Annotated in this window: 20 protein-coding genes and 1 other annotated feature; of the genes, 16 read left to right on the forward strand and 4 right to left on the reverse strand. The window is 38.2% G+C overall.

All coding sequences use genetic code 11. The features are described from left to right. Positions 1-136 precede the first annotated feature (136 nt). The 11 genes from V7266_RS02265 (at position 137) to V7266_RS02315 (ending at position 12,028) form a co-directional block, all read left to right on the forward strand. Positions 137-280 carry a YqzL family protein gene (locus V7266_RS02265; RefSeq protein WP_098529956.1) on the forward strand — a complete coding sequence of 48 codons (144 nt, stop codon included), beginning with the start codon at positions 137-139 and terminating at the stop codon, positions 278-280. 36 nt (positions 281-316) lie between these two features. Further along, positions 317-1,069, forward strand: coding sequence for a DNA repair protein RecO (gene recO / locus V7266_RS02270; RefSeq protein WP_335465598.1), 753 nt, complete (start codon positions 317-319; stop codon positions 1,067-1,069). A 49-nt stretch (positions 1,070-1,118) separates the two neighbouring features. Continuing rightward, positions 1,119-1,303, forward strand: a binding site (T-box leader). Positions 1,304-1,556: 253 nt separating this feature from the next. Next, the gene (locus tag V7266_RS02275) at positions 1,557-2,939 is read left to right on the forward strand and encodes a glycine--tRNA ligase (protein WP_335465599.1); all 1,383 of its coding nucleotides are present in this window, start codon (positions 1,557-1,559) and stop codon (positions 2,937-2,939) included. A gap of 120 nt (positions 2,940-3,059) precedes the next feature. Further along, complete coding sequence (locus V7266_RS02280) at positions 3,060-3,698, forward strand: helix-turn-helix transcriptional regulator (RefSeq protein WP_335465600.1); 639 nt, start codon at positions 3,060-3,062, stop codon at positions 3,696-3,698. A 24-nt stretch (positions 3,699-3,722) separates the two neighbouring features. Continuing rightward, complete coding sequence (locus V7266_RS02285) at positions 3,723-4,532, forward strand: pyruvate, water dikinase regulatory protein (protein WP_335465601.1); 810 nt, start codon at positions 3,723-3,725, stop codon at positions 4,530-4,532. Between the two features lie 543 nt (positions 4,533-5,075). Next, on the forward strand, positions 5,076-6,884 hold the full coding sequence (gene dnaG, locus V7266_RS02290; protein WP_335465602.1) for a DNA primase: 1,809 nt from the start codon (positions 5,076-5,078) through the stop codon (positions 6,882-6,884). Between the two features lie 41 nt (positions 6,885-6,925). Then, the gene (gene rpoD, locus V7266_RS02295; RefSeq protein ID WP_215043673.1) at positions 6,926-8,056 is read left to right on the forward strand and encodes an RNA polymerase sigma factor RpoD; all 1,131 of its coding nucleotides are present in this window, start codon (positions 6,926-6,928) and stop codon (positions 8,054-8,056) included. 380 nt (positions 8,057-8,436) lie between these two features. Then, the gene (locus V7266_RS02300; RefSeq protein WP_335465603.1) at positions 8,437-9,576 is read left to right on the forward strand and encodes an acyl-CoA dehydrogenase family protein; all 1,140 of its coding nucleotides are present in this window, start codon (positions 8,437-8,439) and stop codon (positions 9,574-9,576) included. A 191-nt stretch (positions 9,577-9,767) separates the two neighbouring features. Next, positions 9,768-10,130 (forward strand): cytochrome c550, encoded by a 363-nt coding sequence (cccA, locus tag V7266_RS02305; protein ID WP_335465604.1) that lies wholly within the window; start codon positions 9,768-9,770, stop codon positions 10,128-10,130. A gap of 75 nt (positions 10,131-10,205) precedes the next feature. After that, the gene (locus tag V7266_RS02310; RefSeq protein ID WP_335465605.1) at positions 10,206-10,913 is read left to right on the forward strand and encodes a tRNA (adenine(22)-N(1))-methyltransferase; all 708 of its coding nucleotides are present in this window, start codon (positions 10,206-10,208) and stop codon (positions 10,911-10,913) included. Further along, the gene (locus V7266_RS02315) at positions 10,913-12,028 is read left to right on the forward strand and encodes a Nif3-like dinuclear metal center hexameric protein (RefSeq protein WP_335465606.1); all 1,116 of its coding nucleotides are present in this window, start codon (positions 10,913-10,915) and stop codon (positions 12,026-12,028) included. Before V7266_RS02310 ends, V7266_RS02315 begins: the two co-directional genes overlap by 1 nt. Before the next feature lie 119 nt (positions 12,029-12,147). On the opposite strand, the gene V7266_RS02320 is transcribed toward V7266_RS02315, so the two are convergent. After that, entirely contained in the window at positions 12,148-13,095 is a 948-nt protein-coding gene (locus V7266_RS02320; protein ID WP_335465607.1) for a 4-hydroxy-3-methylbut-2-enyl diphosphate reductase, read from the reverse strand. Between the two features lie 199 nt (positions 13,096-13,294). Beyond that, the gene (vrrA, locus tag V7266_RS02325; protein ID WP_335465608.1) at positions 13,295-13,939 is read right to left on the reverse strand and encodes a VrrA/YqfQ family protein; all 645 of its coding nucleotides are present in this window, start codon (positions 13,937-13,939) and stop codon (positions 13,295-13,297) included. Positions 13,940-14,196: 257 nt separating this feature from the next. Here vrrA and V7266_RS02330 point away from each other — a divergent pair, with 257 nt between their 5' ends. Both V7266_RS02330 and V7266_RS02335 read left to right on the forward strand, forming a co-directional pair. Then, on the forward strand, positions 14,197-15,513 hold the full coding sequence (locus V7266_RS02330) for a DEAD/DEAH box helicase (RefSeq protein ID WP_335465609.1): 1,317 nt from the start codon (positions 14,197-14,199) through the stop codon (positions 15,511-15,513). A gap of 23 nt (positions 15,514-15,536) precedes the next feature. After that, on the forward strand, positions 15,537-16,430 hold the full coding sequence (locus tag V7266_RS02335) for a deoxyribonuclease IV (RefSeq protein ID WP_335465610.1): 894 nt from the start codon (positions 15,537-15,539) through the stop codon (positions 16,428-16,430). A 29-nt stretch (positions 16,431-16,459) separates the two neighbouring features. Here V7266_RS02335 and V7266_RS02340 read toward each other — a convergent pair whose 3' ends face one another. Beyond that, positions 16,460-16,717: a DUF2624 domain-containing protein gene (locus V7266_RS02340; RefSeq protein WP_335465611.1), complete on the reverse strand. Its 258-nt coding sequence runs from the start codon at positions 16,715-16,717 to the stop codon at positions 16,460-16,462. A gap of 166 nt (positions 16,718-16,883) precedes the next feature. Between V7266_RS02340 and V7266_RS02345 the strand changes: the two genes are divergently transcribed. Genes V7266_RS02345 through V7266_RS02355 form a run of 3 tightly spaced genes read left to right on the forward strand, consistent with a single transcriptional unit; the run spans position 16,884 to position 18,915 of the window. Next, positions 16,884-17,657, forward strand: coding sequence for a metal ABC transporter ATP-binding protein (locus V7266_RS02345; RefSeq protein ID WP_335465612.1), 774 nt, complete (start codon positions 16,884-16,886; stop codon positions 17,655-17,657). Continuing rightward, positions 17,654-18,505 carry a metal ABC transporter permease gene (locus V7266_RS02350; RefSeq protein ID WP_335465613.1) on the forward strand — a complete coding sequence of 284 codons (852 nt, stop codon included), beginning with the start codon at positions 17,654-17,656 and terminating at the stop codon, positions 18,503-18,505. The genes V7266_RS02345 and V7266_RS02350 overlap by 4 nt, the downstream gene beginning before the upstream one ends. Beyond that, positions 18,502-18,915, forward strand: a complete 414-nt coding sequence (locus V7266_RS02355) for a Fur family transcriptional regulator (protein WP_335465614.1) — start codon at positions 18,502-18,504, stop codon at positions 18,913-18,915. The genes V7266_RS02350 and V7266_RS02355 overlap by 4 nt, the downstream gene beginning before the upstream one ends. A 15-nt stretch (positions 18,916-18,930) precedes the next feature. Here V7266_RS02355 and V7266_RS02360 read toward each other — a convergent pair whose 3' ends face one another. Next, positions 18,931-19,524 carry a 5' nucleotidase, NT5C type gene (locus tag V7266_RS02360; RefSeq protein WP_335465615.1) on the reverse strand — a complete coding sequence of 198 codons (594 nt, stop codon included), beginning with the start codon at positions 19,522-19,524 and terminating at the stop codon, positions 18,931-18,933. Positions 19,525-19,568: the final 44 nt, after the last annotated feature.

Consider the following 19,568-nt stretch of genomic DNA (forward strand, 5'->3'; position numbering starts at 1 on the left):
AACTCTTAAATAAGATTATGCATGGACAACATTAACAATTATTTCGTCTTATATTTTGGCAGAGGCAGGCTATGATAATTATAAGGTTTGGGATTTAACATTAGGCTAGTCTAAATAATGAAAGGTGGGGTTTTCGATGATGGATTTTACGTGGAAAGTATTCCTACAGACAGGTAATATTGACACATATCTTCTCTTTAAGGAGCTTGAGAAGGAAAACCAAGAAATACCCGGAAATCAGAATGAAGATCTAGCACAAATTGATTTTCCCGTTTCATAAGTTTGTTTTCGCTCTGACGTTAGAAGGTGACAAAGAATGCTTCAGAAATATGAAGGCATTGTCATTAGAACCACGGATTATAGTGAAACTAATAAGATAGTAACGATATATACAAGAGAAGGTGGTAAAATTGGCGTTATGGCACGTGGAGCCAAGAAGCCAAACAGCCGCCTTTCCTCTATTTCCCAGCTTTTCACACATGGATATTTCCTATTACAAACCGGTTCTGGTTTAGGAAGTCTGCAGCAGGGAGAAATCATCACTTCCTTGCGCTCTATTGGAGAGGATATTTTTTTAACAGCCTATGCAAGTTATATTGTTGAATTAACAGATCGATGTACGGAGGATAAAAAACCAAACCCGTTTCATTTTGAATTACTTTATCAGACACTGAACTATATGAATGAAGGCTTTGATCCTGAAATACTCATGAATATTTACGAGATGAAGATGTTAAATGTAATGGGCCTCTACCCGATTTTAGATAGATGTTCTATCTGTGGAAGTACGGACGGTCATTTTTCATTTTCAATTCGGGAAGGCGGATTTATCTGTCATCGCTGTTTGGATAAAGATCCATATCACTTTCCATTATTACCAGCAACTGTTAAATTATTACGGCTATTTTATTATTTTGATCTTACCCGCTTAGGAAATATTTCAGTGAAAGACGAAACAAAGGCTGAATTGAAAAAAATTATTACAGCCTACTATGATGAGTATTCAGGCCTTCACCTTAAATCTAAAAAGTTTCTTAATTCGATGGATCATTTTCGTAATCTGTTATAATTACCTTGTTGACAATGTTAGAAGTTTTCGTTACTATTTCCTTAATAAAATATTTGCATTGACGGAAAGTAGTAATTAGTGATCTCTATAAAAGCGAACCTAGGGCGGTGTGAGCTAGGGTATAGGGTACTAATGAAGGCGTTCCTGAGCAATCGTGTTGAAGAAACACAATTTAAGGAGGCTGCATTTATTGCAGCAAATAGGGTGGAACCGCGGGTAACTCTCGTCCCTATGCTTATCAAAAGCATAGAGGCGGGAGTTTTTTATTTTCTAACGCAGTTTATGACACATTCCATCTTTATTTTGTACGGTGTTGATTGGAGCGGAAGGTGCTCGACTCCTGCGGGAGTACGGGACAGGGGAGACCCCGCAGGCGCTATCAGCGCCGAGGAGGCTCCCCGTCACGCCCGCGGAAAGCGAGCACATGGAGCGGAAATCAACATCCCAGTTTAACACGGCCATTTTTATAAAAAGGAGCGAGAAAACAATGGATGTAACAATGGAACAAATCGTTTCACATGCGAAACACAGAGGATTTATTTTTCCTGGATCAGAAATTTATGGAGGTTTAGCTAACACTTGGGATTACGGTCCATTAGGTGTTGAATTTAAGAACAATATCAAGCAGGCTTGGTGGAGGAAATTTGTTCAAGAATCTCCCTATAATGTTGGATTAGATGCAAGCATTTTGATGAACCCAAGAACTTGGGAAGCGTCAGGTCATATTGGTAACTTTAATGACCCAATGATTGACTGTAAAAACTGTAAGGCCCGTCATCGCGCTGACAAATTAATTGAAAATGCACTTGATGAAAAAGGCATAGAAATGGTTGTAGATGGGCTTCCTTTCGAAAAGATGGAAGAATTAATTAAGGAGCATAACATTGCTTGTCCGGACTGTGGAAGCCATGATTTTACGGGAATCCGCCAATTCAATTTAATGTTTAAAACATTCCAAGGGGTTACGGAAACTAGTACAAATGAAATTTTTCTTCGTCCAGAAACCGCTCAAGGGATTTTTGTAAACTTTAAAAATGTACAACGGACAATGAGGAAAAAATTACCGTTTGGGATAGCGCAAATCGGAAAAAGCTTTCGTAATGAAATTACACCTGGTAATTTTACATTCCGTACCAGAGAATTTGAACAAATGGAGCTTGAATTCTTTTGTAAACCTGGTGAGGAACTAAAATGGTTCGATTATTGGAAGCAATATGCTGAAAACTGGTTATTGTCTCTAGGTCTTACAAAGGAAAATATTAGACTTCGGGACCATTCAGAAGATGAGCTTTCCCACTATAGTAATGCGACGACAGATTTTGAATTTAAATTTCCGTTTGGCTGGGGCGAATTATGGGGCGTGGCTTCAAGAACAGACTATGACTTGAAGCAGCATATGGAATTTTCTGGTGAAGACTTCCATTATTTAGATCAGGAAACAAATGAAAGATATGTACCATATTGTATTGAACCATCACTTGGGGCTGACAGGGTTACACTAGCTTTCTTAATCGATGCCTATGATGAAGAACAGCTTGAGGACGGTACTTCTAGAACGGTAATGCATTTCCATCCTGCATTAGCACCATATAAAGCTGCGGTATTGCCGTTATCAAAAAAATTGTCTGAAGAGGCGAAAGCGGTATTTGCTGATTTATCAAAACACTTTACGGTGGATTATGATGAAGCAGGCTCTATCGGTAAACGTTACCGCCGCCATGATGAAATTGGTACACCATTCTGTATTACTTATGATTTTGACTCTAAAGAAGACAACATGGTTACTGTTCGTGACAGAGATACCATGGAACAAACCCGTCTTCCTATTTCAGAGTTAGTAAACTTTTTACAAGGAAAAATGGCGTTTTAAGTAAGCTAAAGGTGCGGATGTCCGCACCTTTTATCTATAACCATTATTATTTAAAATAGTTGGTAAGTAGTATATAATATTTCTAAATCAAACGCGGCAAGAGATTATTGGATTTTTAAGGTGGTGAGGACAATCGAACTGACTAAACGCCAGGAACATATATTGCAGATTGTAAAAGATAATGGCCCTATAACTGGTGAGCAAATTGCGGATCAATTAAGTTTAACCCGTGCTACCTTAAGGCCGGACTTGGCAATCTTAACAATGGCAGGTTTTTTAGATGCACGGCCGCGAGTAGGCTATTTTTATACTGGAAAGTCAGGGGCCCAGCTGTTGACAGAGAATCTGCAAAAAATTTATGTTTCCGATTATCAATCTATCCCTGTAGTAGTAAGTGAAAGCGTATCGGTTTATGACGCGATCTGTACGATGTTTCTTGAAGATGTAGGTACATTATTTGTAGTGGATCAAAACTCAAACTTAGTGGGTGTGCTGTCTAGGAAAGACCTGCTGCGGGCAAGCATCGGTAAACAAGAGCTTACCAGTATCCCTGTCAATATTATTATGACAAGGATGCCGAACATAACAACGTGTGAACGTGAAGATTTATTAATCGATGTAGCCAAGAAACTCATTGAAAAACAAATCGATGCCTTGCCTGTCGTTAAAAGAACGGAGAGAGGTTTTGAGGTTATTGGCAGAGTAACTAAAACAAACATTACAAAAGCTTTTTTGGCGTTAAGTGATGAGGAAAGATAATAAGAAATGGAGTTGATAGGGAGAATGAGTACGCCGGTCATCTATGTGGTCTCAGATTCAGTTGGAGAGACAGCTGAATTAGTTACGAAAGCCGCAATCAGCCAATTCAATGGTTCTGGTATGACATTAAAGAGATTTCCTTATGTAGAGGATAAAGACCATATCGAAGAGGTTTTATCACTGGTTTCCCATGATAAAGGTATGATTGCTTATACACTTGTAAAACCTGATATGCGTACATATTTAAGGGAAAGAGCAGTGGAGGAGAGTATACAAGCTGTTGATTTAATCGGGCCTATTATGGATCAAATTCAAATTTTCAGCGGGAAAGCGCCTTTATGTGAACCCGGCTTGGTTAGAAAACTTGATGAGGATTATTTTAAAAAAGTGGAAGCAATCGAGTTTGCTGTAAAATATGATGATGGACGAGATCCTAGAGGGCTCCTGAAAGCAGATATTGTTTTAATTGGCGTGTCAAGAACATCCAAAACACCATTATCTCAGTACTTGGCACATAAACGTTTAAAGGTGGCTAATGTGCCGCTCGTGCCAGAAGTAGACCCGCCGGAAGAATTATATAAAGTTCCGATTGATAAGTGCTTTGGATTGAAAATAAGTCCGGAAAAACTAAATAATATTAGAAGAGAAAGGTTGCTTTCTCTTGGATTAAACGATCAAGCAAGCTATGCTAATATTGAACGGATCAAGGAGGAACTTACCTTCTTTGAGAAAATTGTTAGCAAAGTTAAGTGTCCAGTAATTGATGTGACCAATAAGGCAGTCGAAGAGACAGCGAATGTTATCTTAAATTATGTTCAAAAGGGCAGATTCTAACACGTAATCAATTGATTATGTGTTTTTTTACTTAAAAATATTGAAAAAAAGTTATGGTAAAATGATAACGAATATACTATAATAAAAAATTGTGATAAAAATATATCTTTTTAGGTTTAGAGTTGCATTATAACGAATAAACTATTTATTGTTAGATGTCAAGGCAGCCCCCTAAAAAAAATTCGACATAAATCCTTTTTATAAAAGTTACTTCTTTTAGAAGGAATATGCGGACTGATGTAGAATTATTACTTATGGATAAGGCAAATCGGCTATTTTTGTCGATGCAGATTCTTGCTCGGTCAAAGAGCATATTGTCGATTCGTATCAAAGATTCCGCTAATGTTAATTTTGTTGCTTCCTATGATCATCATGTAAAAGAAAAATATTACATATAGAGGAGAATACGGAAAAGGGCTAAAGCCTTATCAATCTTAGGAGCAAACAAGATTTGTGCTGGAATTAACAAAAAAATTGTCGAAATTTGCAGGAATTTTAATAATGCCTGCCGAATACCTGTAGTACAATTGGAGTTGTTTTTTCATGGCGGAACTTATAGCCGAAGAAAAGGTTGACCAAATTCGTCAGGCTGTAGATATAGTCGAGGTAATAAGCGATTATGTTCAACTGAAAAAACAGGGGCGAAATTATTTCGGACTATGCCCATTCCATGGAGAGAGCACCCCATCATTTTCAGTATCACCTGACAAACAAATTTTTCATTGTTTTGGTTGTGGAGCGGGGGGAAATGTATTTTCTTTTTTAATGGAGCTCGAAGGAATATCATTCCAAGAGGCCGCCATTAAGCTAGCAGCGAAAGTAAATATTGAATTAGGAATTAACTTGACTTCATCCCAAGGCGGAAAAAAACTTTCTAAAGAGCTACAAGCGATGATGGATGCCCATGAGCTTTTAAGGAAATTTTATCACCATCTCTTAGTAAATACAAAAGAAGGTCAGCATGCACTTGAGTACTTACTAAATAGAGGTTTTACCCAAGAATCGATTGATAAGTTTCAAATTGGGTATTCATTAAATTCATGGGACTTCGTGTATAAGTTCTTGACAAAAAGGGATTTTTCACCTGATTGGATGGAGAAAGCCGGTTTAATTATCAAACGAGAGCGGGATGGAACTTACTTTGATCGTTTTAGAGACCGGATCATGTTTCCCATTTTTGACCGTCACGGTAATACGATTGCTTTTTCTGGGAGATCACTTGGGGCAGATCAGCCCAAATATTTAAATAGTCCCGAAACAGCAATCTTTAATAAAAGTAAAATTTTATATAATTATCACTTGGCAAAACCAAGTATAAAAAAATTGCAGTATGCTATTTTATTTGAGGGATTTGCCGATGTCATTGCTGCAGATCGTGCTGGTGTAGAAAATGGTATAGCCACAATGGGAACGGCATTAACAGATGAGCATATTTCTCTGTTAAGACAACATGTTCAAACGATTACCATTTGCTATGATTCCGATAAAGCGGGGATCGAGGCTGCTTACCGCGCAGGAAACCATCTTCAAGAAGCTGGCTTTCAAATAAAGGTCGCCATGATGACAGATGGTCTGGATCCTGATGAATACATTCAAAAAAATGGTACAGATAAGTTCCGCAATGAAGTCATTGGTGCGAGTTTAACCTGGATGGCCTTTAAATTTCTTTACTTCCGGCGGGGAAAAAATCTTCAGCTTGAAGGAGATCAGCTTGCATATATCGAACAGATAATTAAGGAAATCAGTAAACTTGATAAGGCTGTAGAAAGGGATCATTACCTAAGACAGCTGGCAGCAGAATTTTCCCTCTCGTTAGAGGCTTTAAAACAGCAGCAAAGGCAAATTTATTTTGCTGACAAGAAAAAATCAAATGGGCTGAGAGAACCCGCTCAAAAGCCCATGTTAGTGGTTAAGCCTGCAGATGAACTGAAACCGGCATATGTTACAGCTGAGAGGCGGTTAATTGCCCATATGCTTAAAGATCGAGATGTGGCATATAAGGTACAGGAATTACTTGAAGGACAAACGTTTAATACCGATGAACATCAGGCAATAATAACATATCTGTTAGGATTTTTTGAAGATCACACAGAACCTGACACTAGCGCCTTTTTAACCTATATTCAAGATGACAATCTTAGAAGAATGGTTGCTGACATTGAAATGATGTCCATAAATGAAGAGCTAACCAATCAGGAATTAACTGATTATATCAAACAGGTGTTGAATTATCAAAAAATGTTAAAGATAAAAGAAAAAGAAGTGGAACTAAAAGAAGCTGAACGAGAAAAGAACTTTAGTAAGGCCGCAGCGATTGCTACTGAAATGAATCACTTGCGTAAATTGTTATAAATTTCATTTTATTGTCTTTGATTTTGGAAGGAGGGGGACATATGGCTGCTGAAAAATCAGCCCGTTCAAAAGAGGTTGAAAATGAATTAACCCTTGAACAAGTAAAAGACCAGCTAACTGAACTGGGTAAAAAAATCGGTGTCCTTGCCTATGATGATATTGCAGAGAAAATGGCTAATTTTGATGTGGATTCCGAACATATGGATGAATTTTATGAGTCCTTAACGGAGCAAGGAATTGAATTAGTCGGCGAAAGTGATGGAGAAGATCCAGACGTTAAAAAATTGGCAAAAGAAGATGATGAAGAATTCGATTTAAATGATCTAAGTGTACCTCCAGGAGTCAAGATTAATGACCCTGTTCGAATGTATCTGAAAGAGATTGGCCGGGTTGACTTACTTTCTGGGGAAGAAGAAATTAAGCTCGCAAACCGGATTGAAGAAGGGGACGAAGAAGCTAAGCGTCGTCTTGCCGAAGCCAATTTACGACTGGTTGTCAGTATTGCGAAGCGTTATGTTGGCCGTGGTATGTTATTTCTCGACTTAATCCAGGAAGGGAATATGGGACTAATTAAAGCGGTTGAAAAATTTGATTACCGTAAAGGATTTAAATTTAGTACGTATGCCACTTGGTGGATCCGTCAAGCCATTACACGAGCTATTGCGGATCAAGCGAGAACTATACGGATTCCTGTTCATATGGTTGAAACTATTAATAAACTTATTCGAGTTCAGCGTCAACTTCTTCAGGACCTTGGCCGCGAACCAACACCGGAAGAAATTGGAGAAGATATGGATTTAACACCTGATAAGGTTCGAGAAATCCTAAAGATTGCCCAAGAGCCTGTCTCACTTGAAACACCAATTGGTGAAGAGGATGATTCACATTTAGGTGATTTTATTGAAGACCAGGACGCAACGTCACCTTCAGAGCATGCTGCCTATGAATTATTAAAAGAGCAATTAGAAGATGTTCTCGATACTCTAACTGACCGAGAAGAAAATGTTCTTAGATTGCGCTTTGGACTAGATGATGGACGGACCCGTACCCTTGAAGAGGTTGGTAAGGTATTCGGTGTCACTCGTGAACGTATTCGTCAGATTGAAGCAAAAGCATTGCGCAAATTACGGCATCCAAGCCGCAGTAAACGTTTAAAAGACTTTTTAGAATAACTGAATGTAGGGCAGATTATAGTTTACTTCTTAACGGAGGTAGACTATTTTTTTCTTCAAAATGAAGACTGGGAAAGAATGAAAGCACTTTCTGTATTGTTATTTTACTGAATTATCTCTCATTTTGCAAATAGCCTTTTCTGATTCTAATCGCTTGTTGAGTTATTTTTACTTTTTTAAAAAAGATAAAACTAAACAGGTCGAGTTTACAAACCGCATTATAATGGAATTCTTAACCCGTGCCCCTTACAAAGTAAAAATCACACATATATATTTCAATAATATAATATATTTAAAAATTTTTAAATGTTGGGAATTGTTTATGATTACTTATATAATAAAAAAGAAAGCGTATACAATGTTGTTTAAGGGGGATGGATATGAATTTTGACTTAACAACTGAACAACAAATGATTAAACAAATGATCCGGCAATTCGTGGATGAAGAAGTGGCACCAGGAGCTATAGAACGCGACAAAACGAAACAGTTTCCTGTAGAGATTTTTAAAAAGCTGAGTGGCCTGGGAATAATGGGGCTCCCTTTTCCAGAAAAATATGGCGGTGGCGGAGGGGATACAATCAGCTTTGCGATTGTCGTGGAAGAGCTAAGCAGGGGATGCGGATCGACTGGAATAACCTACTCTGCGCATATTTCTTTAGGTGGTGCACCGCTGAATTTATTTGGTACGGAGGAGCAAAAACAAAAATATTTAACCCCCATTTGTACGGGAGAATCATTGGGGGCATTTGGTCTAACAGAACCCGATGCTGGCTCGGACGCAGGAGGAACAAGGACATCTGCCAAAGAAGAAAATGGAGAATTTATCATAAATGGAAATAAGTGTTTTATTACCAATGCCAGTTATGCGCATCATTTAGCTTTAACCGCTGTAACTGGCGAGAAGAATGGACAAAAGGAGATTAGTGCCATTATTGTTCCTACAAATGTAGAGGGCTTTACCATCCTTGATAATTATGAAAAAATGGGTCTAAATTCCTCCAATACAACGGAGCTGGTCTTAGAGAATGTAAAAGTATCTGTTGATCATCTTCTAGGGAAACGTGGAGAGGGCTTTAGACAGTTTTTAATTACCTTAGATGGTGGGCGTATCGGAATTGGCGCAATGGCTGTAGGTATCGCACAAGGTGCTTATGAGAAGGCATTAGCTTATGCAAAGGAAAGGAAACAATTTGGCAAATCCATATCTTCCTTTCAGGCTGTTCAATTTAAGCTTGCCGATATGGCAATGAAAATTGAACTGGCACGTAATATGGTCTATAAGGCGGCCTGGTTAAAAGACCAGGGGAGACCGTTTTCCAAGGAAGCAGCGATGTGTAAGTTATATGCTTCCGAAATGTGTATGGAAGTGACAGACCAAGCCGTTCAAATTCATGGAGGTTACGGCTATATGAAGGAATATCAAGTGGAAAGAATGATGCGGGATGCGAAACTCCTTGAGATTGGTGAGGGGACATCAGAGGTACAAAGAATCGTCATATCCCGTCTTATTGGCTGCTGATAAATGGAATTATATGAAGAGAGACTGAAGAAATAATTAATTTATTTTCTCTGTCTCTTTTTCCTTTATTATGAAGATTATAGTGATAAAATAAGTTTAGGGCTTTTCCTTCTGTTATTTTTCAAGTAAAATAGTAGTTGTTTGTAGACTATTTATTTTAACATGCGTTCGTACATAAGGGAGGTAAGATCATGAAGCGGAATCCGGTAATTCCTTACATTCTTGTCATGGTTTTTGGGATTGTATTAGTGTTTATCCTTTCTTTTAAAGGACTAGGAGACATGAAAGAAATGGCCAAGGATAAAGGGGAAGGCAGCGAGACAACAGAGGTTGCAGCTACAAAGCCAGAAGATATTTATAAGCAGACCTGTATTGCTTGCCACGGTGATCAGTATCAAGGGGTAGTAGGTCCTACATTAAAAGGTGTTGGCAGTAAGTATTCTAAAGCAGAGATTGTCAACATCATTACAAAAGGTAAAGGTAACATGCCATCAGGTCTTGTTCCTCAAGAACAAGCTGAAGCAATGGCAGAATGGGTTTCCAAAATTAAATAAAAAAAGGAGTCCTTTGCATAAGTGAAGGACTTCTTTTATTATTTAAGTAAATACATAAGTAAAAGTGGTGGAATTTTGAATACAGATAAGTTATCAGTTCGATTAAAGACCGTAGCGAAATATGTAATTGAAGGGGCACGGATGGCGGATATTGGGTCCGACCATGCATATTTACCATGTTACTTAGCTAAAAAATCAAAAATTTCATATGCGGTCGCAGGTGAGGTGGCTCAAGGGCCCTTTCAATCTGCCGAGAAAAATGTTTTATCAGAAGGGCTGGCTGATACCATTGCCGTTCGTATGGGGGATGGGTTAGCGGTTATCGAGCCTGATGAAGTAGATTGTATTACGATTGCGGGGATGGGTGGGGCACTTATTTCTAGTATTTTGGATAATGGAAAGGGCAAACTGGATTCAGTTCAGCGCCTCATATTACAGCCAAATATTAGCGCAATCTCGATTCGGACATGGCTTTTAGCAAACAATTGGGAGTTAATTGCAGAAGAAATTATTGAAGAAGACTCGAAAATCTACGAAATCCTAGTTGCAGAAAGAGGAGACCCTTCTAAGCCGTACCAGAAAAAGAGGGATGAGGGACTTTTGCTAGGACCGTTCCTTCTAGAACAAAAGAATGAGATTTTTAAAAAGAAATGGACCGCTGAAATGAAAAACTGGCAGCGGATATCAGAAGCTTTGGAAGGAGCTTCTGAAACGGCCGAAACAATCGAAAAAAGGAAAGAGTTAATCTGTAAAATAAACCTTGTAAAGGAGGTCCTAAAATAATGAAAAATCCAAACGGTCATGAAATCATCCAGCTTTTTGAACAATTCTCTCCAAAGGGATTGGCCATGGAGGGTGATAAAATAGGCTTACAAATTGGACGATTAAATAAAAGGGTTGAACGGGTCATGATTGCTCTTGATGTTCTCGATCATGTGATTGATGAGGCAATCAAAAAAGATGTGCAACTTATAATTGCTCATCATCCCCTCATCTATCGGCCGCTTAAAAACTTGTTAACAGATACAACACAGGGGAAAATGATCGAAAAGTTATTAAAACATGATATTGCTGTTTATGCAGCCCATACAAATTTGGATGTGGCTAAAGGAGGGGTGAATGATCTATTGGCGGAAGCTTTAGGGCTTGAGGGTGCAGAAGTATTGGTGCCTACTTTTGATACAAAACTTAAAAAATTGGTGGTTTTTGTTCCTTCTAGTCATGCTGAGGAAATAAGACAAGTGTTGGGAAATACAGGTGCAGGTTTTATTGGAAACTACAGCCATTGTTCTTTTTCGGCAAACGGAACAGGCAGATTTTTACCTGGTGAACATACAGATCCCTATCTTGGCAAGCCAGGTCAGTTAGAAGAAGTGGATGAAGTAAGACTAGAAACGATAGTCCCTGAACCACTTTTAAAGAAGACAATAACTGCGATGATCAAAGCACATCCATATGAAGAAGTCGCTTATGATATATACCCCGTCGAGAACAAAGGAGAAACACTCGGACTCGGCAGGATTGGAAAAGTAAAGGAAATGACATTAGCTGAATTCGCAGAAAAGGTAAAATCCTCTTTAGGCGTTTCAACTGTCCGGGTTGTTGGCGATTTAACTGCACAGGTTAAAAAGGTTGCCGTTCTTGGCGGTGATGGAAATAAATATTTTATGACTGCAAAGTTTAAAGGGGCAGACGTTTATGTTACAGGGGATATCTACTATCATACAGCCCATGATGCGTTGATGGAGGGCCTAAATATGATTGATCCTGGACATAATGTGGAAAAAGTGATGAAAATGGGTCTGACAAAAGTACTGCAGAAGAAGTGTCAAGATGCTGGTTATGATGTAGATATTTTCCCTTCAGAAGAAAATACAGATCCTTTTCAGTTTGTTTAATCACACATTAAAAGAACCGGTCTAATTAGGACACGGTTCTTTTTAAGTTGGAAATTGTCCAGCTCATAGGAAAAAATGAACTACTTTTTTCCCTGATTAAGGCGCTTCCGCTATTCTAATCATTTTTCTGTACTTTTTACTCGAGGTAATATTTTATTTAATTGAACCTTCTTTTGGCGCTCCCAAGTTGCTTCATTAGTTGGATCAAATTGCTCAAGAAAAGAGATGACTTCTTTGGTAATTGGTGTTGGTGTTGAGGCGCCGGATGTGACAGCCACAGTCTTAGCATCCTTTATCCAATCAATTTCTAATTCGCTTATATCGGCAATACGATATGCTCTTGTTCCAGCAATTTCTTCCGAAACTTGAGCAAGGCGATTCGAGTTATTACTTTTTGGGTCCCCTACCACAATGGTCACGTCTGCTTCTGTTGCTTGACCGGCCACAGCTTCCTGCCTGATTTGGGTGGCATGGCAAATTTCATTATAGACTTCTACATGCGGATATTTTTCCGTTACTTTTTTCATCGTATCTGCAACATCCCACTGACTCATGGTTGTTTGGTTTGTCACAATAAGTTTGTCGCTATGAACAGTTAATGCTTCAACATCATTTGGTGTTTCCACTAAATGAACCATACCTGGAGCAACGCCGACAGCACCTTCAGGCTCGGGGTGTCCCTTTTTACCGATATATATAACTTGATATCCTTGTTTGGTTTTTTCCTCGATCAAATCATGGGTTCTCGTTACATCAGGACAAGTTGCATCAATCGCAACTAGGCCTTTTTTCTTTGCTAGCTCACGGACTTCTGGAGAGATGCCATGTGCGGTAAAAATAACCGTCCCTGATTCGACTTTATCAAGAATATCCATACGATTTTTACCATCCAAGGTAATAATCCCTTCTTCTGCAAAGGCATCTGTGACATGTTTGTTATGAACAATCATCCCTAGAATGTAGATAGGACGAGGCAATGATTTATCTAATGCGGCATTTCTTGCTATTACCATGGCATCAACAACACCATAACAATAACCGCGCGGTGATATTTTAATGATTTGCATCTATAAAGTCCTCCTAAATTGAACTTTGATTTTTGTTAACAAAGCATCAACAGGTGTTTTCACTTGTTTTAAGGCTTTTCTGCTAGTCTATTTATATATTATATNNATATAAAACTAATAGATATAATACAAAGATACATTTTTCCTGTGAAAATTATCTGAAAAATAAAAGAATGCTGGGTTTCAGCATTCTGAAATTTTATATATACATTTTCGGAATTGAACTACCCTTTTGGTGCTGTTGAGAAAGTGACTGTTGGTTGGACTTCCGCTTGACAGACTTATTAGAATTTACAGATTCCGAACTTTCGCTGCTGGAAGATTCCTCTACAGTTGAATCTGACTTTGGATTGTTACTGGATGAGTCACTGCTCTTGGTAGCATTTTTAAAACCTCGATAAATCTTCCACATCGCAGGTAGATTTTTTACCATTGGACCGTATTGTTGGATCATGGGTCCAATGGTTTGTGCTGTCTTTAACACTTGCTGGGTATTGTTTAATATCCCATTTAATCCCCCAGGAGCGCTTAGGGATTGCATTAAGCCGCCACCGCTTCCTGCTGCTCTGCCCATTCCCATAAGTCCGCCTGGTGTACCTGTCTGAGTACCTTTACCGAGAAGTTTCGAGAGTATTCCTCCTCCCGCTCTACCCATCTGACCGGATCCGGGCCCCATTCTGGCTCCCATCATTGAGTTCCCTCCGCCAAAAGGCCCTGCTTGAGGCCTCATCATCGGATTTCTTCCGAACGAAGGTGCGCCCCCTTGCCCCATCATCGGGCTGCCTCCACCGAACATTTGCTGTCCCATTCCACCGTTAAAGGGCATTCTTGGTCTTGGCTGCATTCCACGACCTCCTCTCTTACATGACTTCATACATTAAAGTATGCATAAAACCAATTTTGGTTTAGGTTTACACACAAGGAAAAAACTATTTTCGTTTTAAAATTTGCCTTATTAGTAAAAGCTGAGAATAAAATGATAAGTTAACTGGTTATTTAGGTGAAATTTTACTATAATAACATGATGGACATAGAGAAGGATGCCAAAACCTTAAGGAAATACTACTCCATAAGAAGATTAATTAGAATAAGGAGCTATTTATGAGAGCAAATCAATTTGAGCGATTTAAGTTTCAGCCTTTTATTATAGAAGCACTGAACCAATTTGGTTTTTTTGAGCCTACAGAGATTCAGGAACGGATGATTCCATTAGTTTTAAAAGGGGAAAGTGCCATTGGTCAATCGCAAACGGGAACAGGTAAAACATTTGCTTATGTTTTGCCGATATTAGAGAGGGTTGACCCAGCCCGTCAAGAAGTTCAAGCAGTAATAACCGCACCAACAAGGGAATTAGCCACACAAATTTATCATCAAATTTTAAAGGTTACTGAACAGTGCAACCCCGATGCGCAAATTATGACTAGGTGTTATATAGGAGGAACTGATAAACAGAGAACGATTGAGAAACTAAAGGTTCAGCCCCAAATCGTGGTTGGTACACCTGGAAGAATAAAAGATCTGATGGTTGAGCAGGCTTTATTCATCCATACATCCAACATCCTTGTGGTGGACGAGGCCGACATGATGTTAGATATGGGATTCATTGAAGATGTCGATCAGGTTGCAGCAAAAATGCCAGAAAAACTAAATATGTTCGTATTTTCTGCTACGATTCCTGAAAAGTTAAAACCATTTTTAAAGAAATATATGGAGAATCCAAAGACTATTCAAATTGAATCAAAGAGAAAAGCAGCAGAGAATTTAGAGCATTATCTGTTACCATCTAGGCATCGCAATAAAAAACAGCTAGTAGTTGATGCACTTTTAGCATATAATCCGTATCTTGCAATTGTTTTTACCAATACGAAAAAGATGGCGGAAGAGGTTGCTTATTTCTTAAATGACAAGGGACTAAAAGTGGGACGTGTCCATGGTGATTTAAACCCTCGTGAACGAAAAAAAATGATGAAACAAATACAGGATTTAGAGTATCAGTATATTGTTGCAACTGATCTTGCTTCAAGAGGAATTGATATTGAAGGTGTCAGCCATGTCATTAATTATGAACTTCCGACGGATTTAGATTTTTATATACATCGAGTGGGAAGAACAGCTCGTGCCGGTAATTCCGGTATTGCCCTAACGATTTATGAGAGTGCTGATGAGGATGCTTTGAACAGATTAGAAAAAATGGGCATACAATTCAAACACGTTGATTTGAAGAACCAGGAATTCGTAGAAATTGATGATAGAAATAAAAGGAAGACTCGTGTACGGAAAGAAGATGAAGCGGATCGAGCCGCTAAATCAATTATCAAAAAACCACAAAAAGTAAAACCAGGCTATAAAAAGAAGATGCAGTGGGAAATGGATAAAATAAAAAAACGGCAGCGAAAGATTGAAAAGAGAAAGAAATAATCAATAAAGGGAGAGGAAAAGGGATGTTGAAAATTGGCTCACATGTATCTATGAGCGGAAAGGATATGCTGCTTGCTGCCAGTGCGGAAGCAGTATCCTATGGTGCCAATACTTTTATGATTTATACGGGTGCACCTCAAAATACCCGAAGAAAGAAAATTGAAGACCTGAATATTGAAGCAGGAAGAAGACATATGGAAATGAACGGGATTGCAGAAATCATTGTTCATGCTCCCTATATCATTAATATTGGTAATTCCACTAATCCAGATACGTTTGAATTAGGTGTTAGATTCTTGCGCAGTGAAATTGAAAGAACTGAGGCACTTGGTGCAAAGCAAATTGTTCTCCATCCGGGTGCTCATGTCGGAGCGGGGACGGAACTTGGAATCAAAAAAATCATTGAAGGTCTAAATGAAGTATTGACTGGGAAAGAACAAGTTCAAATTGCCTTAGAAACGATGGCCGGAAAAGGTTCCGAATGTGGAAAATCATTTGAGGAACTAGCGATGATTATGGATGGGGTTAACTATAATGATAAATTATCTGTTTGCTTTGATACCTGTCATACACATGATGCCGGCTATAATATTGTCGAAGACTTTGATGGTGTCCTAAATGATTTTGATAAGATGATTGGCTTAGATAAGCTTAAAGTACTTCATATCAATGACAGTAAAAATTCAGTTGGGATGAGAAAAGACCGCCACGAAAATATCGGATTTGGTCATATTGGATTTAAAGCACTAAATTATGTGGTTCACCATCCGCAATTACAGGATGTTCCTAAGATATTAGAGACTCCTTTCGTTGGTGAAGACAAAAATAATAAAAAACCGCCATATAAATTTGAAATCAACATGCTCAAGGAGCAAGTGTTTAATGAGAAATTATTAGATGAAATCATGCAAGGATAAGAAAAAAAGCTGTGCTCCGGCACAGCTTTTTATTGCTTTGTGAATTGAATCAACAAATTATTAACTTCTCGTGCCGTTTCAGGTCCAGCAGCCTTAGCAATTTGCTTTACCAATTGCGCACGCTGTGTATTATCAAAAATATTAATATTTTTACCTCTTAAGTATTCGGCGATTTTGATGGCTTGTTGGCGACTAACTGTTATATTAAATTGATTTGCATACTTTACAAGCTCTTCTGCTGTAATCGTGTTAATTTTATGATTAATGATGCTTTCAAATATTTTCACCTTCATCACTCCTCCATGCTAATGTATGAAGAAGGGGATAGAGTGTGACAATGGAATAAAGGGTGATTCATTCAGTTTCTCAACCTTTACAATTGAATCGTCCTATTGTATACTACTTGAAGTTAAATCGGAATGATTCTGATAATTAAAAGTGAGAGTGTGAACCATGCAAGCTATTATTGAAATAAAACATCTTTTTTACCGTTATGAAAAAGAGAGTGTTCTTGAAGATATTAATATTACTGTCCCAGATGGATCCTTTTTGGCCATTGTCGGGCCTAACGGTTCCGGTAAATCTACCTTGTTAAAATTAATATTAGGGTTATTAAAGCTGCAAAAAGGAGACCTTTTTTTATTTGGCCAGGAAATAAGTAAATTTAAAGACTGGCAAAAAATTGGTTATGTTTCACAAAAGGCAAATTCTTTTAATACCGGATTTCCAGCCACTGTTTTTGAAGTGGTTTCAAGCGGTTTAACCAAAAAGTTAGGTCTGTTTACCTTTTTTAAAAAAGAACATAGGGAAAAGGTAATGGAAGCACTGGATGCAGTAGGGATGAAGGAATTTAGTCAGCGAAATATTGGAGAATTGTCCGGAGGTCAGCAGCAAAGGGTATTCATTGCGCGTGCACTTGTAAGTGAACCCAAGCTATTGATTTTGGATGAGCCAACCGTCGGTGTGGATGCGGAAAATGTTCATTCGTTTTACGAGATGCTGGGTGACTTAAATGCTGCCAGGGGGATTACGCTGTTATTGGTTACCCATGATATTGGCACCATTTCAGATAAGGTAACACATGTCGCTTGTTTAAATAAACATTTGCATTTTCATGGGGATACAGAAGAGTTTGAACAACTTAGCATGAATGGGTTGTCTAAGGTTTATGGTCATGATGTACACTTGCTGGCCCATAACCATGAACATGGAGGCGTTAAAAATTGATTGAAGGTATTTTTCATTATGAGTTTTTACAAAATGCGTTTTTAACTGGGATTTTGATTGGAATCCTAGCCCCTTTGCTAGGTGTATTTATCGTAGTCAGAAGGCTATCTTTAATTGCTGATGCGTTAAGTCATGTTACCTTAGCAGGTATCGCAGCAAGCCTGCTTATTGAAAATAAACTGACTATGCTGGCCGGTTTAAACCCGCTTTACATGGGTATGGTTTTTTCAGTTGGCGGCTCACTGTTTATTGAAAAGCTAAGAGGGGTTTATAAACAATACCAGGAATTGGCTATTCCGATTATTATGTCAGGTGGTATTGGACTAGGAGTTATTTTTATTTCGCTTGCTAATGGATTTAATACGGATTTATATAGTTATTTATTTGGAAGTGTCTCAGCTGTTAGCAGAACCGATTTATGGGTAATCTTAGCTATTAGCGTGATGGTCATCTTATTGATTATTTTATTGTATAAAGAGCTATTTTTACTTTCTTTTGATGAGGAACATGCTAAAGCCTCAGGGATACCTGCGAAAAGTATTCATTTTATTTTTATTGTAATGGTCGCTCTTGTGATTGCAGCCTCCATGAGAATTGTGGGAATCTTGTTGGTTTCCTCTTTAATGACACTACCGGTGGCGGCTAGTATTCGAATTGCAAAAGGATTCAAGCAAACCATTTTTCTGTCTGTTCTTTTTGGTGAACTTTCTGTATTAGGTGGACTTTTTACGGCCTATTATCTTGATCTTGCTCCCGGTGGAACCATTGTGATGCTGGCGGTACTTATATTAATAGTGGCCATTTTTTATAAAAAAATAACTAGTGGATTAGGAGGAGGAACCAAGTGAATGTAGATGAAGCAATAAAATACCTGAAAGAAAATGGATTTAAGCAAACGGGGAAAAGAGAGGATATGCTGCAATTATTTGCAGATCATGATAAATATCTCACAGCAAAAGATGTACTCGATTTACTCAAAGATGATTATCCAGGATTAAGTTTTGATACTATTTACCGAAATCTTTCTCTATTTGTTGAAATGGGGATATTAGAGATGACAGAGTTATCAGGAGAAAAACATTTCCGTTTTACCTGTTCTAGAAACCATCATCATCACCATTTCATTTGTTTAGAATGCGGAAAAACGAAAGAAATAGAGACATGTCCTATGGAGGGATTAAGTGAAAATCTTAAAGGATATGATATTTCAGGGCATAAATTTGAAATATATGGCCGATGTCCGGATTGTAGTTGTTAAAAAACAGCTTGTGGATTACACAAGCTGTTTTTTTCGTAATGGTACCTGATTCTTTAACCAATGTTCTACCCAATTATAAGCTTCATGCCAATTTCTTACACGAATGACACCATCTGGCAAAGGATCCTGGTTATATGGAGTATCAAAAAGGATGACAGGAATTCGGCATTCCTCATGAATCATTACTGCATTATCATGTTTATCCTCAAAAAATATATCCACTTTATGTTTTTTTGCAGTCTCCACTTTATCGTGAGAACCAATTAACTCAATATGATGAAACGTAAGACCGTGCTCAAAAAACCATTCTTCTGTTATTTCCAGTAAATGGGGTCCGCGTGCGCTAATAAAAAATAGTTCATGATTAAGTTTCCATTTATTTAGTACATCAATGGCACCATGTGCGGGCGGTGAACCTTCGTAAATAGTCGGTTCATTTTCCGTAAACCACTTAGCAAATACCTTTTCAGGCACATTAACAAAAGGGGTCAACTCATACTGATTTACATCCTCATATAAAATATTTAGGTTAAAGGCTTTATTGATAAAAGGAAGTAAGGAGGTGGGAGAGGTTACGGTGCCGTCAATATCAATACCAAATCTTTTCATTACATCTTCACCTCCAAATGATTTAGTTCTCTTTCTATTTTACC

This window comes from Neobacillus drentensis (assembly GCF_036965645.1).
In the GTDB taxonomy this organism is placed as follows: domain Bacteria; phylum Bacillota; class Bacilli; order Bacillales; family Cytobacillaceae; genus Neobacillus; species Neobacillus drentensis_D.